General features: G+C 61.0%; 13 protein-coding genes. 6 read left to right on the top strand and 7 right to left on the bottom strand.

Going from position 1 to position 14,224, the window contains the following annotated elements; all coding sequences use genetic code 11:
- Positions 1-267: 267 nt before the first annotated feature.
- Positions 268-534, bottom strand: coding sequence for a hypothetical protein (locus PMI23_RS26650; protein ID WP_007912542.1), 267 nt, complete (start codon positions 532-534; stop codon positions 268-270).
- 248 nt (positions 535-782) lie between these two features.
- Here PMI23_RS26650 and PMI23_RS26645 point away from each other — a divergent pair, with 248 nt between their 5' ends.
- The 6 genes from PMI23_RS26645 to PMI23_RS26620 are packed head-to-tail and all read left to right on the top strand — an operon-like array spanning position 783 to position 6,208.
- Positions 783-1,634 carry an STAS domain-containing protein gene (locus PMI23_RS26645; RefSeq protein WP_007912541.1) on the top strand — a complete coding sequence of 284 codons (852 nt, stop codon included), beginning with the start codon at positions 783-785 and terminating at the stop codon, positions 1,632-1,634.
- Positions 1,635-1,636: 2 nt separating this feature from the next.
- Entirely contained in the window at positions 1,637-1,999 is a 363-nt protein-coding gene (locus PMI23_RS26640; RefSeq protein ID WP_007912539.1) for an STAS domain-containing protein, read from the top strand.
- Positions 1,996-2,400, top strand: coding sequence for an anti-sigma regulatory factor (locus PMI23_RS26635; RefSeq protein WP_007912537.1), 405 nt, complete (start codon positions 1,996-1,998; stop codon positions 2,398-2,400). The genes PMI23_RS26640 and PMI23_RS26635 overlap by 4 nt, the downstream gene beginning before the upstream one ends.
- Positions 2,397-3,407, top strand: coding sequence for an ATP-binding protein (locus PMI23_RS26630; protein WP_007912535.1), 1,011 nt, complete (start codon positions 2,397-2,399; stop codon positions 3,405-3,407). The genes PMI23_RS26635 and PMI23_RS26630 overlap by 4 nt, the downstream gene beginning before the upstream one ends.
- Positions 3,400-4,275, top strand: coding sequence for a sensor histidine kinase (locus PMI23_RS26625; RefSeq protein ID WP_007912532.1), 876 nt, complete (start codon positions 3,400-3,402; stop codon positions 4,273-4,275). The genes PMI23_RS26630 and PMI23_RS26625 overlap by 8 nt, the downstream gene beginning before the upstream one ends.
- Positions 4,265-6,208: a response regulator gene (locus tag PMI23_RS26620; RefSeq protein WP_007912531.1), complete on the top strand. Its 1,944-nt coding sequence runs from the start codon at positions 4,265-4,267 to the stop codon at positions 6,206-6,208. Before PMI23_RS26625 ends, PMI23_RS26620 begins: the two co-directional genes overlap by 11 nt.
- Before the next feature lie 222 nt (positions 6,209-6,430).
- On the opposite strand, the gene PMI23_RS26615 is transcribed toward PMI23_RS26620, so the two are convergent.
- From PMI23_RS26615 to PMI23_RS26590, 6 genes are all read right to left on the bottom strand, one after another.
- Positions 6,431-9,061 (bottom strand): excinuclease ABC subunit UvrA, encoded by a 2,631-nt coding sequence (locus tag PMI23_RS26615; protein WP_007912530.1) that lies wholly within the window; start codon positions 9,059-9,061, stop codon positions 6,431-6,433.
- A gap of 31 nt (positions 9,062-9,092) precedes the next feature.
- Entirely contained in the window at positions 9,093-11,204 is a 2,112-nt protein-coding gene (locus tag PMI23_RS26610) for a hybrid sensor histidine kinase/response regulator (RefSeq protein WP_007912529.1), read from the bottom strand.
- 134 nt (positions 11,205-11,338) lie between these two features.
- A complete protein-coding gene (locus PMI23_RS26605) occupies positions 11,339-12,028 on the bottom strand; it encodes a GntR family transcriptional regulator (RefSeq protein WP_007912527.1) in 690 nt (229 codons plus the stop codon).
- A gap of 231 nt (positions 12,029-12,259) precedes the next feature.
- Positions 12,260-12,919, bottom strand: a complete 660-nt coding sequence (locus PMI23_RS26600; RefSeq protein ID WP_007912525.1) for a DUF799 domain-containing protein — start codon at positions 12,917-12,919, stop codon at positions 12,260-12,262.
- A complete protein-coding gene (locus PMI23_RS26595; protein ID WP_007912524.1) occupies positions 12,916-13,287 on the bottom strand; it encodes a DUF4810 domain-containing protein in 372 nt (123 codons plus the stop codon). Before PMI23_RS26595 ends, PMI23_RS26600 begins: the two co-directional genes overlap by 4 nt.
- A 29-nt stretch (positions 13,288-13,316) precedes the next feature.
- A complete protein-coding gene (locus tag PMI23_RS26590; RefSeq protein WP_161986630.1) occupies positions 13,317-14,003 on the bottom strand; it encodes a CsgG/HfaB family protein in 687 nt (228 codons plus the stop codon).
- Positions 14,004-14,224: the final 221 nt, after the last annotated feature.

Below are 14,224 nucleotides of genomic sequence, written 5' to 3'. Positions count from 1 at the left end.
CTCCCGGAGGGAGAGGGAGCCGACCGAGGTGGATGCTCGAGTTACGCCGACCTGAACGTTTTGAGCCGAACGCAGGTTCTGAACAGCCCCCGATCTGAAATCTCGAGCTGAACTGAGCTTTTGAAAAGCACCGAGATCGGCTCCCTTCCCCCTCGCCCCCTTAGGGGAGAGGGCTGGGGTGAGGGGGATCGATGTCCGCAACTTCATAAATCCAAAGCAAAAAAAAGGCCGCATTCAATAGATGCGGCCTTGTCATATCCGCCGAAATCAACCGCCATCCGTATCAATATCAGCATCGGTCTCCTCGCCCGGCTTAGCCCGGTCCGGTTTTGGCTCGAAGCCCGGGCTGAACTCATTGTCGTTGTCCGTGTGCTTGTTCTTCTGATCCACCGCCGGATCGCCACTCTGCGCCTGCCCGCCATCGCCCTGCTGCTGCGTCGGCACCGGCTGCCCCGGCACCTGCGGGTCGATAGCCGGATCATTGCGATTGATCGGTTCGCCAGATTGGCTCTGCTGCTTCGTTTGCTCGTTCATGGCCACCTCGTTGGTCAAACACCCCGGCGCACATCCGCCGGGTGTCAAAGATTCGAAGCCTGCCCCACGCCAACGTTCAAAACTTCGCCGCGCCCGGCCACGCCGACTAGAGTTACCGGGACGTTCCTTGCGCCAGATCAAAAAATATACGTGCGTGAACGAACAACTATTTCGAACGGCAAATGTCGATCACTTCGCGGCGATCATTTTCACGACCGCCCCCTAATTCGCGACGGAGCAACAGGCACATGGCAGCACTGCAGAACAGCACACTCGATGCGATGAAAAACAAACAAGCACAACTGCTGGGCGAATGGATCAACGGCCTGCAAGCCAGCGGCGCCACGCGTAACCTGAAAGAGCACGATCTGCAGCAACAGACCACGGAATTCCTGCAACTGGTGGTCAGTGGCATCGAGAACGACAACGGCACCAACATCGCCGCACCCGGTTGGGAGACCACCCGCCAGTTTCTCGAAAAGCTCTCCCACAGCCGCGCACTGCTCGGCCAGGATTCGCAGCAGACCGCCAGTTTCATCTTCGCCCTCAAAGGCCCGCTGTTTAACCTGCTGCAGAACCATTACAAAGACCAGCCTGCGCTGCTCGCCGAACAGCTCTGGGAAGTCTCGGAACTGCTCGACGCCTTCGGCATGCACACCATCCGCACCTTCCAGAAATCCCGCGAGGCGGTGATCAAGCGTCAGCAGGAAGAACTGCTGGAGCTGTCGACCCCGGTGGTCAAGCTGTGGGACGGCGTACTCGCCCTGCCAATGATCGGCACCCTCGATTCGCAGCGCACGCAAGTGGTGATGGAGTCGCTGCTGCAACGCATCGTCGACACCGGTTCGGAAATCGCCATCATCGACATCACCGGCGTGCCGACCGTCGACACCCTGGTCGCGCAACACCTGCTGAAAACCGTGACCGCAATCCGCCTGATGGGCGCCGACTGCATCATCAGTGGTGTGCGTCCGCAAATTGCGCAAACCATCGTCCACCTCGGTCTCGACCTGCAAGGCGTGGTGACCAAGGCCAATCTGGCCGACGCGTTGAAACTGGCCCTGACCCGTCTGGGTGTCAGCCTCGTCAAGACGGTATAAACATGGAACGTATCCCGATTCTCCAGATGGGCAAGTTCCTGCTGGTGACCATTCAGGTCGACATGCATGACCAGCTCGCCCTCACCTTGCAGGACGACTTGTCCGAGCGCATCAGCAAGACCTCGGCGCGCGGGGTGTTGATCGACATCTCGGCGCTGGACATGGTCGACTCGTTCATTGGCCGGATGATCAGCACGATCTCCGGCCTGTCGAAAATCATGGACGCCGAAACCATGCTGGTCGGCATGCAGCCGGCCGTGGCGATCACCCTGGTCGAACTCGGCCTGACCCTGCCCGGTGTCAGCACGGCATTGAACGTCGAGCGCGGAATGAAGCTGCTGCAGGAACGAGTAGACCGGCAATGACCGTACGCAGCAGCGGTACTCAACCCATCCACATCGAGCAGGATGTCGTGCTCGCGCGCCAGACCGCACGCAAACTGGCCACCGAATGCGGGATGCGCCTGATCGACCTGACGAAAATGGTCACGGCGGTCAGCGAACTGGCGCGTAACACCATGGTTTACGGTGGTGGCGGCGACATGGACTGGCAGATCCTCGATGAGGATCACAAAGTCGGTCTGCGCCTGACGTTTCGCGATGAAGGTCCGGGTATTGCCGATATCAAACTGGCGATGACTGACGGTTGGACGTCCGGCAGCGGCATGGGCCTGGGCCTGACCGGGGCGAAACGCTTGGTTGAAGAGTTCGAACTGGAAACAGAGCCCGGCAAGGGCACACGAATAACGATTACCCGATGGACATGAATATCAGCGGGTCGATGACCCAGGTTTTACTGATCGAGGACAGCAGCCAGATCGGCTACGCACGGCGTACGGCGCAACAATTGGCCGAACAGCATGGCTTCGACGAGCGCGATGCCGGGCGTGTGGCATTGGTGGCGACGGAGCTGGCGAGTAACGTGCTCAAGCACGCCAACCACGGTGAGATGCACCTGCGGGTGCTGCCGCGCATTGATGGTTTCGGCATTGAGTTGCTCGCTATCGACCGTGCTCAGGGGTTTGATTTGCAGGCCTGTATGCCCGACGGCTTCTCCACCGGAGGCACCCAAGGCATTGGCCTCGGCTCGATATCACGCCAGGCTGAAGTGTTTGATGTGTACGCGGATGCCCGTGGCGCGGTGTTACTGGCCCGGTTTTATCCTCGCTCGGATCGCGAACCGGACATGCATTTTGGAGTCAGCCAGCACTCGCTGCACAACGATCCCGCCTGCGGCGATGTCTGGCACCTGGCGTATGACAACGGCAGCGTCAGCGCGCTGATCATCGACGGCCTCGGTCACGGTGAAGACGCCGAACGCGCCGGGCGGGCCGGAGCGCAAACCTTCGCTCTGATGCCTTTTGCCGAGCCGGTGATGCTGATGGAAGACATGCACCGCGACATGATCGGTACTCGCGGCGGCGCTGTCGCGTTTGCCCAATTCGATGCACGGCGCGACAGCCTGACCTTCGCCGGCGTCGGCAACATCGGCGCCAGCCTGATCAACGCCGACAAATCCCGTGGCCTCGCCTCGCACCCGGGCATTGTCGGCGTGCAATACCGGAAAGCCCGGCCTTTTGACTATGCTCACGTGAACGGACATCTATTGATCATGTACAGCGACGGCTTGCAGTCCCGTTGGAACCTTCAAGACTACCCCGGTCTGGTGCACCGCCATCCCGCCGTGATAGCCAGCGTCCTGCACCGCGACTTCTGTCGCGGACGCGACGATGTAACGGTGCTGGTCGTTGCCCTGGAGGCCGCCCATGGCTGAGTCGCCGATTCTGAGCAGTGCCGAGCAGTCCGCGCTGATCGCCCAGTTGCAGAGCGAAACCGCGGCCCTGCGCGAAGAACTCGATGAAACCAATCAGGGTGTGCTGGCCCTGTACGCCGAACTCGACATACAGGCTGAGGAATTGCGCCAGGCCTCGGACTTGAAAAGCCGTTTCCTGTCGTACATGAGCCATGAGTTCCGCACGCCACTGGGTTCGATCCTGAGCATCAACAGCCTGCTCGCCGACGAACTCGACGGCCCGCTCAGTCCCGAGCAACACAAACAGGTAGCGTTCGTCAGCACCGCTGCGCGCGAACTCAGCGACATGGTCGATGACCTGCTCGATCTGGCGAAGATCGAGGCCGGGCGCATCAGCATTTCCCCGGCGTGGTTCGACATGTTCGACCTGTTCTCCGCCCTGCGCGGGATGTTCCGGCCGATTGTCGATGCCAGCGCCGTGGACCTGATCTTCGAGGAACCGGTCGGTTTGCCGCGCCTGTACACCGACGACAAGAAGCTCGCGCAGATTCTGCGCAATTTCATTTCCAACTCGCTGAAGTTCACCACCCGTGGCGAAGTGCGGGTTTCCGCGCGGCTCGAAGGTGCGGACAAGGTGCGCTTTGCCGTCAGTGACACCGGAATCGGTATCGCACCAGAGCTGCATGGTGCATTGTTCGAGGACTTTTCCCAGGTCGACTCGCCGTTGCAGAAACGCCTGCGCGGCACCGGGCTGGGCCTGTCACTGTGTAAACGCTTCGCCGCCCTGCTCGGCGGTGAAGTCGGGCTGGAAAGCACGCCGGGGGTCGGCTCGACCTTTTTCGTGATCATTCCGCTGGCGATCGCTCTGGAGAACGTCGATGAAACGTGACATCCGCCTGTTGATCGTCGACGACAACGTCGCCACCCGCTACGCCTTGCGCCGACGGCTGGAGCGTCACGGCTACGAGGTGCTGGAGGCCGGCACCGGCGGCGAGGGGCTGGCGCTGATCGACAGCGAAGCGCTCGATGCGTTGATTCTCGACGTCAATCTGCCGGACATGAGCGGCTTCGACATCGTGCGCAAACTGCGCGCAGATACCCGCACGGCGCTGCTACCCGTTATTCATGTGTCAGCTGCGTCGATCCAGACCGGCGACATCATCACCGGCCTCGACGCCGGTGCCGATGCCTACCTGATTCACCCGGTTGACCCGGATGTGCTGCTGGCCACCCTGCGCACGTTGCTGCGAGTACGCGACACGGAAAATGCCCTGCGCGAAAGTGAAGCGCGGTTTCGCGAGATTTTCGTCAACGTCTCCGCACCGATCGCGGTGCTCGATGCCAGCCTCAAGGTGCACGAATGCAACCATGCCTTCGCGCAACTGATTCTCGACAATCGGGATCCGCAAGCCTTGCGCGAATGTTTCGCCGAGGATCAGAGCGCCATCCTCAATGAACTGCGCTTGCGTCTGGTCGATGGCGAGCGCTGGAAAGGCACGCTGAACATGCGCGTGCAGGGCGAAATTCGCGAGACCGAATGGCAGATTTCGCCGTACCGCACGCCAGAGCTGAGCCTGGTGTTTGTCGAAGACGTCACCGAGCATCGCCATCGCGAGCGCTCGCATCTGGCGCGTTTGGATGACACCACCACGCAACTGGTCAAGGAGACCGCCGAGCGCGTGCGTGCTGAGGCGCAGTTGCTGCAGGTGCAGAAAATGGACGCGCTGGGCAAACTCACCGGCGGCATCGCCCATGACTTCAACAACCTGCTGACCGGGATCATCACCAGCCTCGAGCTGATCCAGAAACGTGTTGCCGATCAACGTCTGGACAAAGTGCAGTTTTATAGCGAAGCGGCGCTGAATTCGGCGATGAGTGCTGCGTCGCTCACCCATCGTCTGCTGGCCTTCGCCCGTCAGCAGCCGCTGGATACACGGCCGGTCGACATCAACGAGCAAGTCCGTTCGCTGGAAGAATTGCTGATGCGCACCATCGGTGAGCGGATCACCCTCAAGCTAGAGCTGACCAGCAAACCGGCCATCGCGCTGGTTGACCCGGTGCAGCTGGAAAGCGCGGTGTTGAATCTGGTGATCAACGCCCGGGATGCCCTGCCGGTGGGCGGCAATATATGGGTCAACACTTACGCCGCGTACTCCCATGGCGATCCGAATCTGGCCGATGGCGCTTACGTGGCGCTGTCGGTGCGTGATGACGGTACGGGCATCGAGCACAATGTCATCGACAAGGTCTTCGATCCGTTTTTCACCACCAAACCGTTGGGCCAGGGTACGGGGCTGGGGTTGTCGACGATCTATGGTTTTGCCCGCCAGTCGGGTGGCGATGCACACATCCGCAGCGTCGCGCGGCGCGGCACCGAAGTGACGATCATGTTGCCGGCCAGCACCGACCCGACGGGGGCCGATATCCCTGCTCCCGTGGTCGATCCGCAAGGCAGCGGTGAGCATGTGCTGATTGTCGAGGATATGCCGTCGGTGCGCATGTTTGTCACTGAAGTGCTGGAGGACGCCGGTTATCGCTGCACCCAGGCGGCGGATATCGAAACGGCGCTGGAGCGGTTGCAGAATGATCCGTCGATCAACCTGTTATTGACCGACGTCGGCCTGCCGCGCATGAGCGGTCGTGAATTAGCGGATGTTGCGCGCGGTTGGCGTGAGGGATTGCCGATTCTGTTCATGACCGGGTATGCGGAGACAGCGATCAATCGTCAGGTGTTTCTGGGCAGTGGCATGGACATGCTGGTCAAGCCGTTTCAGATCAGTGAGTTGCTCGACAAGGTCCGCCGCACCCTTGATGGTGCCTGACTGCAGCACCCACAGGAACTGATGTCGAACATAGATCCACTGTAGGAGTGAGCCTGCTCGCGATGGCGTCAGGTCAGCCAATTCATCTGTGACTGACACCCCGCTATCGCGAGCAGGCTCACTCCTACAGGGGTCTTGTGGTGGACCCATACTTCGAATTCACCGCAAAAAACTGTGGGAGCTGGCTTGCCAGCGATGAGGCCAGTGGCAGCACCGCATCTATTAATTCAGGGCCCGAGCCAGAAACGGCGCCGTCCGGCTCTTCTTGCTCGCCGCAACCTTCTGCGGCGTGCCCGCCACGACAATCCTGCCGCCCTGATCCCCCGCCCCCGGCCCGATGTCGATCACCCAGTCACTCTGCGCCACCACGCGCATTTCGTGCTCGACCACGATCACCGTGTGCCCCGCCGTCACCAGCGTATCCAGTTGCTCCAGCAGCCGATCGACATCGCGCGGATGCAACCCGGTGGTCGGTTCATCCAGCACATACAAGGTCGCGCCGCGCTGATTACGCTGCAACTCGGTAGCCAGTTTGATCCGCTGCGCTTCACCGCCAGACAGCTCCGTGGCCGGTTGCCCGAGGCGCAGATAACCCAGGCCAATATCGCGCAGCACTTCCAGTGAACGACGAATCCCCGCTTGCTCGGAAAACACTGACACCGCTTCCTCGACGGTCAATTGCAGCACCTGGGCGATGCTCAAACCCTCCCAGAGAATCGCCAGGGTCTGCGGGTTGTACCGCGCGCCATGGCAGGTTGGGCACGGGGCATAAACGCTGGGCATGAACAACAACTCGACACTGACAAAGCCTTCGCCTTCGCACGTGGCGCAACGACCCTTGGCGACGTTGAAGGAAAACTGCCCAGCGTCATAACCCGCCGCCCGTGCAGCGTCGGTCGCGGCGTAGAGCTTGCGTACGTTGTCGAACAACCCGGTGTAAGTCGCCAGATTGGAACGTGGCGTACGGCCGATGGGTTTCTGGTCGACCTGCACCAGTCGCTTGATCGACTCCAGCCCGGACGTGACCTGACCGCTGCTGACCTGCGGGGCGTCGTCTTCGAGGCTGAGTTCTTCCGGCTCGCTGTCCACCGTCGGCCGCCCCAACTGCGCGCCGACCAGTTCCAGCAAGGCCTGACTGACCAGGCTCGACTTGCCGGAGCCGGAGACGCCCGTCACCGAGGTAAAGCAGCCCAAGGGAAATTCGGCACTGAGGTTGTTCAGATTATTGCGGGTGATGCCCTCAAGTTTCAGCCACGCCGTCGGTTTACGTGCCGTTCTTGTCTGACGTTGCGATTCGGCAAACAGATAAGCACGAGTCTGCGATTGCTCGATCTCGGCCAGACCGGCGGGCGGGCCGCTGTACAGCACCTGCCCACCCTGCTCGCCCGCTGCCGGGCCGACATCGATCAGCCAGTCGGCGCGGCGCATGGTTTCCAGGTCATGCTCGACCACAAACAGCGTGTTGCCGTCCGCCTTCAAGCGCTGCAAGGCTTCGAACAACGCTTCGCCATCGGCTGGATGCAAACCGGCGGAAGGTTCGTCGAGCACATAAATCACACCAAACAACTGCGAGCCCAATTGTGTCGCCAGGCGCAAGCGCTGCAACTCACCGGACGACAGCGTTGGCGTGCTGCGCTCCAGCGCCAGATAACCGAGGCCCAGATCGGTCAGCGTGCTGACGCGCTCCAGCAGATCCTCGGCAATACGCTGCGCCGCCAGACGTTTCTCCAGCGACAGATTTGGCGTGTGGCGCACATCGGGCGCGCTGCCGTGCCCGCTGGCGCCATGGGCCACGCGTTGCTGACGGGCCTCGCGGGTTTGCGCGTGACTCAAGGTCTCGCCGGTTTCTTCGGCATGTTCCAGATAACTGGCCGCCGCCACTGGCCGTAATACCTCGGCCACTTGCAATAACGGCATCTGCGACAATTCGCCAATGTCGTACCCGGCAAACGTCACCGACAACGCTTCACGTTTCAGGCGTTTGCCTTCGCATAACGGACAAGGGCTGCCGAGCATGAACTGTGAAACGCGCTTTTTCATCAGCGCACTTTGCGAATGAGTAAAGGTGTGCAGGATGTAGCGCCGGGCGCCGGTGAAGGTGCCTTGATAACTCGGCTCCATCTTGCGTTTGAGGGCGACGCGGGTTTCTTCCGGGGACAGCCCGGCGTACACCGGCACGGTCGGGGTTTCTTCGGTGAAGAGAATCCAGTCGCGCTGTTTTTTCGGCAGTTTTTTCCACGGGATGTCGACGTCGATACCCATGGTCACGAGGATGTCGCGCAGATTCTGCCCCTGCCACGCCAGCGGCCACGACGCCACCGCGCGCTGGCGGATGGTCAGGTTCGGATCGGGCACCATCAGCGCCTCAGTAACTTCATAGACGCGGCCGAGGCCATGACACTGCGGGCAGGCGCCTTGCGGGGTGTTCGGCGAAAAATCCTCGGCGTACAACATCGGCTGCCCCGGCGGATAACTGCCGGCGCGCGAATAGAGCATGCGAATCAGGCTCGACAACGTCGTCACGCTGCCCACCGACGAGCGCGTACTCGGCGTGCCACGCTGCTGTTGCAGGGCCACGGCCGGCGGCAGGCCTTCAATCGAGTCGACATCCGGTACGCCAACCTGATCGATCAGCCGTCGCGCGTACGGCGCCACCGATTCGAAGTAACGGCGCTGGGCTTCGGCATACAAAGTCGAGAACGCCAGCGACGACTTGCCCGAACCGGACACCCCGGTAAACACCACCAGTGCATCGCGGGGGATGTCGACGTCAATGTTTTTCAGGTTGTGTTCACGGGCGCCGCGCACCCGGACCATGCCGGTGGGCGCTTTGGAGGTGCGTTTGGAAGTCATCGACCTGCCTTGGTAAAGGAATGTTCAGCGCTCAGTTGCCGAGAACCACCCGGATCATCTGCAACAAGGCTTCGGGGCTGTACGGTTTGCCGAGCAAATGGGTGTCGGGGCTCAACTGGTGATTGCGCGAGATGATGTCGCGGGTGTGCCCGGAGGTGAACAGCACCGCCACCGGCGGCGTCTGCACCTTGGCCCAGGCGAACAGGTCGGAGCTTTTGATCAGCCCCGGCATGACCACGTCGGTGAAGATCAGGTCGACTTCGGTACCTTCCAGCAGCATTTGCATGGCCGCATCGCCGTGGCCGGCGGTCAACACGCGGTAACCCTCCTCGCGCAACAACTCGACCGCCGAAGCGCGCACCGCGTCGTTGTCTTCAACCACCAGAATCGTCTCGTGGCCGCCACTCTGCTGCCGTTGCAGATTGGGCGATTCATCAAGGATCGGGCGCAGGCTGCGCGGGAAGTACAACTGCACCCGCGTGCCCTCGCCGACGGTACTGACGATCTCGACGTGGCCGCCACTCTGCTTGACGAAGCCGAACACCATGCTCAGGCCCAGCCCGGTGCCCTGGCCATCGGCCTTGGTGGTGAAAAACGGTTCAAACACCTGCTCGAGAATGTCTGGCGCAATGCCGGCGCCGCTGTCACTGACGGCGACCCGGACAAACTCGCCGGGGACGATGCCTTTACCGGCGCAGAACTCGCGATCGAGGCGCACGTTGGCAGCGCTGAGCGCAATGGTGCCCTCGCCCTTCATCGCATCGCGAGCGTTGATCGCCAGATTGAGAATGGCGTTTTCCAGCTGGTTGCGGTCGACGTTGATATGCCACGGTTGCTGCGGCAGCTGCACATCGATCTGAATGGTTTCGCCCAGCGCTCGCTGCAGCAATTCGCCGACACCTTCGAAGATCTGTCGCGGGTTACATACTGCCGGCGACAACGGCTGGCGCCGGGCAAACGCGAGCAATTGCGAGGACAGCTTGGCACCGCGCTCGACCGCCGCCAGCGAGGCACTGACCCGGCGTTGCACGTTGGCATTGTTCGGTTCGTGGCGCGCGAGCAGATGCAGATTACCGGCGATCACTTGCAGCAGATTATTGAAGTCATGGGCCACGCCGCCGGTGAGACCGCCAATGGCTTCAAGCTTCTGCGACTGGCGCAACTGCTCTTCAGCCGCCAGCCGCGCCTCGACCTCTTCGCCGACGCGCTGTTCAAGGTTGCGGGTAAATTTGAGCAGGGATTCTTCGGCGATCTTGCGTTCGTGGATGTCGATCAACACGCCGGGAAAGCGTAACGGCGCGCCGTGTTCGTCGAACTCACAGGCGCCACTGGCCAGCACCCAGGAATAACTGCCGTCACTGCGCCGCACGCGATACTCGGCGTTATACGGTTCACCGGTCTGCACGGAATGGGCGACGCGCTCTTGTACCCAGGCGTGGTCATCGGGATGGATGCGCGACTCGGCAATGTCCTGGGCCAGATTGCTCAGGTCATGATCCGGCGGATAAGAGAACGTGCGGGCGAAACGCTCGTCTGCCGAGAGCGTGTTGTTTTTCACGTCCCAGACAAACGAGCCAAGCAAGGCCCCGGCATTCAACGCCAGACGGACCCGCTCATTGTCGGCGCGGTAGGCTTGTTCCGCCGCCTGCCGCCGGCGTTCGGAGTGCACGAACTCGGTGGTTTCCACCACCATCGCCATGACCCCGGCGGGCTTGCCGTCATCATTGGCCACCGGGCTGTAATACAGATCCATCCAGACGTCTTCGGGGACGCCATCGCGCAACAACACCAGCTCTTTATTGCGAAACGACAAGGTGCCACCGGCCAGGCAGGTATCGACCACGTGCCGGTTGAAATCGGCGACTTCCGGCCAGCCCAGTTCTACCGGCGAACCGAGCAGATAGGGGTGGCGACCACCGGCAAACTTCGAATAGGCATCGTTGTAGATCATGTATCCGGCATAGCCCCAGAGCATGACCATCGGCAGTGGCGACGCCAGCATCAGTTGCACCGCACTGCACAGGCTGGCCGGCCAGCTGTTCAACGGGCCGAGTTCGGTGTGGCTCCAGTCGAACGCACTGATGCGCCCGGCCATTTCGCCTTTCCAGCCCTCACAACCATGGCTATCGGATAAAAACTGCATCGACTGACTCAGTGTCCTGTGGTGATTGCCCGATAAATCGCGACGCCATAACGACGCAACGCCCGTCTGTTTCGAGCGTCATCAGTTGTATTGGTTTCATATGAGGTATAGCCGATTTCATCCTCGCCCGAAGCCTAAACCCCGATCAGGTGTTTGAGCGGATGGTAGCCAGTTTTCATTTTGGCGGCGACGTCGAGAATGGCCTTCTCGATGCCGTTGAGATGCGTGCAGGTCAATTCGATGGCAGCGCTCTGATTACCGGCCTCGATGTATTCGATCAGACGCAGGTGCTCGTCGTCGCGGCAGACTTCATGGCTGTCGTCGTCCAGCGCCGCAGCATACAACGAGGCACGGGAAATCAACTTCTGGAACCAGTCGAGCAGCACCGGATTATTCAGGCTGCGCGCCAGTTTGATGTGGAACTCGCCGAGCAGATGAATCAGCCGCTCGTGGTCACCAGCGGCGTGCGCTTCATCTTCCAGCAGCAGGTGTTCACGCAGGTCCTGCATCGCGGCGGTGTCCTTGCGCCGGCACAGTTCAGTGACGATGCCGATTTCGATAAGGCGGCGGGTTTCGAACAGCGAACGGATCTCTTCGTTGCTCGGCAGCGACACCGATGCCCCTTTATTGGGCTCAGTGGTGACCAGTCCGTCGGCCTCCAATTGCTTCAATGCGGCGCGCACCGACGTGCGGCTGACATTGAATAACTCGGCCAGCGAGGCCTCGCCCAGCTTCATCCCAGGGCGCAACGAACGCTTGCTGATCGCCTCGTAAACACCTTGGTAGACGCGGTCGACCGTGGTTTCCGGTTTCTTTTCGGTCATTTGGGCACTCCTTTAACGTCGAGCAACTGAGTGTCACGCAGGATATAGCCTTCGGCGTCGAGATGCAGGGTCTTGATTGCACGTTGATTGCGGATCCCCCATGGGGGCGGCGTCGCTCTATCTATCTGCTCGTTGCAAGCAGGACACATGTGTTGGGAGGGGGGCGGTGAGCAGGCTCACTCCTGCGTTTGATCGTTCCCACGCAAAGCGTGGGAACGATCAGTACCGGCTTCAGTCAGTGCCGTACTTCGGCGAACGCGGGCCGTACAGCAGGCCTGCCCGGTGTCCGGCCGAAAGCAGACGATTGCTCGCCACACCGGCAATCGGGTAGCCGGCATCGGTGGAGCTGTTGATGATTTGCTTCACTGCCGCCGAGATCAGCATGCCGACGATACCGCCGGCATTGCTATTGCCGCCCTCTTCGCTCGACGCCCGGGCCGAACCGGTCCACAGCGTCGTGCCGCTTTTCAGGTCGACCAGTTTCGCCGTCGCGGTCACTGCCGTTTCGCTGCTGATCACCATGTAACGCGTACCGTATTCGGTCACGGTGATGTACAGCGCCGCGTCCGCACCGAAGATCTCCTTCAGTTTGCTCGGCGGGGCCTGATGGATGTCGTCCGGGGTGGTCAGACCGTTCTGGCGGAACGTCTCGTCAACCAGCGCGATCGGCAGCACGTAATAACCGGCTTCGGCCAGCGGGAAGGTCACCTGCGACAACAGGCTGTACGACGCCTTCACATCCGGCGAAGTGTTCAGCGGAGGCAGCACCAGAATGGTTTTCGGCCGCGCCTGTTTGTAGGCCGAGTAATCCACGGTCTTGGGCGCAACGCAGCCACCCAGCACGGTCAGGGCCAGACCGGCGGCCAGCAGTTTCAAGGTGCGCGCGATCATTTCGCGTCTCCGCTCTTGGCGTTTTTGAGCAGGAAATCCATGTACGTCCCGGATTCGGGGAACAGGGTTTTCTCGGTTTTGAACTGCTGCACCATCTGGTCGTCCTTGCCCATGCTCAGATAGAGCAGGCCAAGGTGCGCGTGGTAACCCGGCGGTACGGCCTTGCCGGTGGAGCGGATTTTCTGCAGGTCACGTTCCAGCGCTTCGGCCTGGGCTTCTTTCGGCTCTTCGCCTTTGAAGTATTCGTAGACCTGGGGCTCGTAACCTTCCCACTGGTACAGGGTTTGCGGGCCGGAGGCACAGCCGGCCAGCAAGGCACTGGCGGCCAGGGTCAGCGCCATTAACGAGCGCGACAAATTCAGAGTCATGGGGTTTTGCTCCTTGCAATGGGCGTCGATCAGTTGCCCGGTTTCCAGGCACCGGCGTTCATGCCATCGACCAGACGATTGATCGCCTCGCGCATGGCCAGATCCAGTACTTTGCCGTTGAGGGTGGAGTCGTAGGCAGCGGTGCCGCCGAAGCCGATGATTTCGCGGTTGGACAAGGCGTACTCGCCAGCGCCCTGAGTCGAATAGACCACTTCGGAAGTGCTGATGTTGACGATGTTCAGGTTGACCTTGGCGTAGGCCACTTGAGTCTTGCCACGACCAAGAATGCCGAACAACTGGTGATCGCCAGTCTCTTTGCGGCCGAACTCGGTGACGTCACCGGTGACCACGTAATCAGCGCCTTTCAAGCGTTGGGCCTGGCCCTTGATCGCGGCTTCCTGCTGGATTTCACCCATGTTGTCGCGATCCAGCACGCTGAAGCGGTTGGTCTGCTGCAAGTGGGTGATGAGGATGGTCTTGGCCTGACCGCCGAGACGGTCAACGCCGTCGGAGAAGATCCCGCGCATGTAGCTGGAACGGTTGTCGAACTTGCCCACGGCCATTGGCACACGAACGCCGGTCCAGACTTGAGTGGCGCTTTCAACCTTGGCCACCGGCAGCGCGCGGGAGCTTTCGGTGGCGCAACCGGCGAGTGTGCCGGCAATCGTGCCGAGCACAGCAATCGCGACGCCTGAAACCAGCATCCGGGAGATCATTCTCACTGAATATTCCTTTTGAAAAACGGGGATGTCCCACCACGGCAATGCGCGGCGGGTGTTGAAAAGGGGCGGCATTATGACAAAGTGCCATCATTCGCGACAGGTTTTTTTGACGCCAATGAATTGGCCGTCTTGAACATTGATCGTTCCCACGCTCTGCGTGGGAATGCAGCCACGGACGCTCCGCGTCCGCTGTGACGCGGAGCGTCACGGGAAGC

Source organism: Pseudomonas sp. GM24 (genome assembly GCF_000282235.1).
GTDB lineage: Bacteria > Pseudomonadota > Gammaproteobacteria > Pseudomonadales > Pseudomonadaceae > Aquipseudomonas.
The sequence above is the reverse complement of the archived record's forward strand: the minus strand, read 5'-3'. Positions and strand labels throughout refer to the sequence as shown.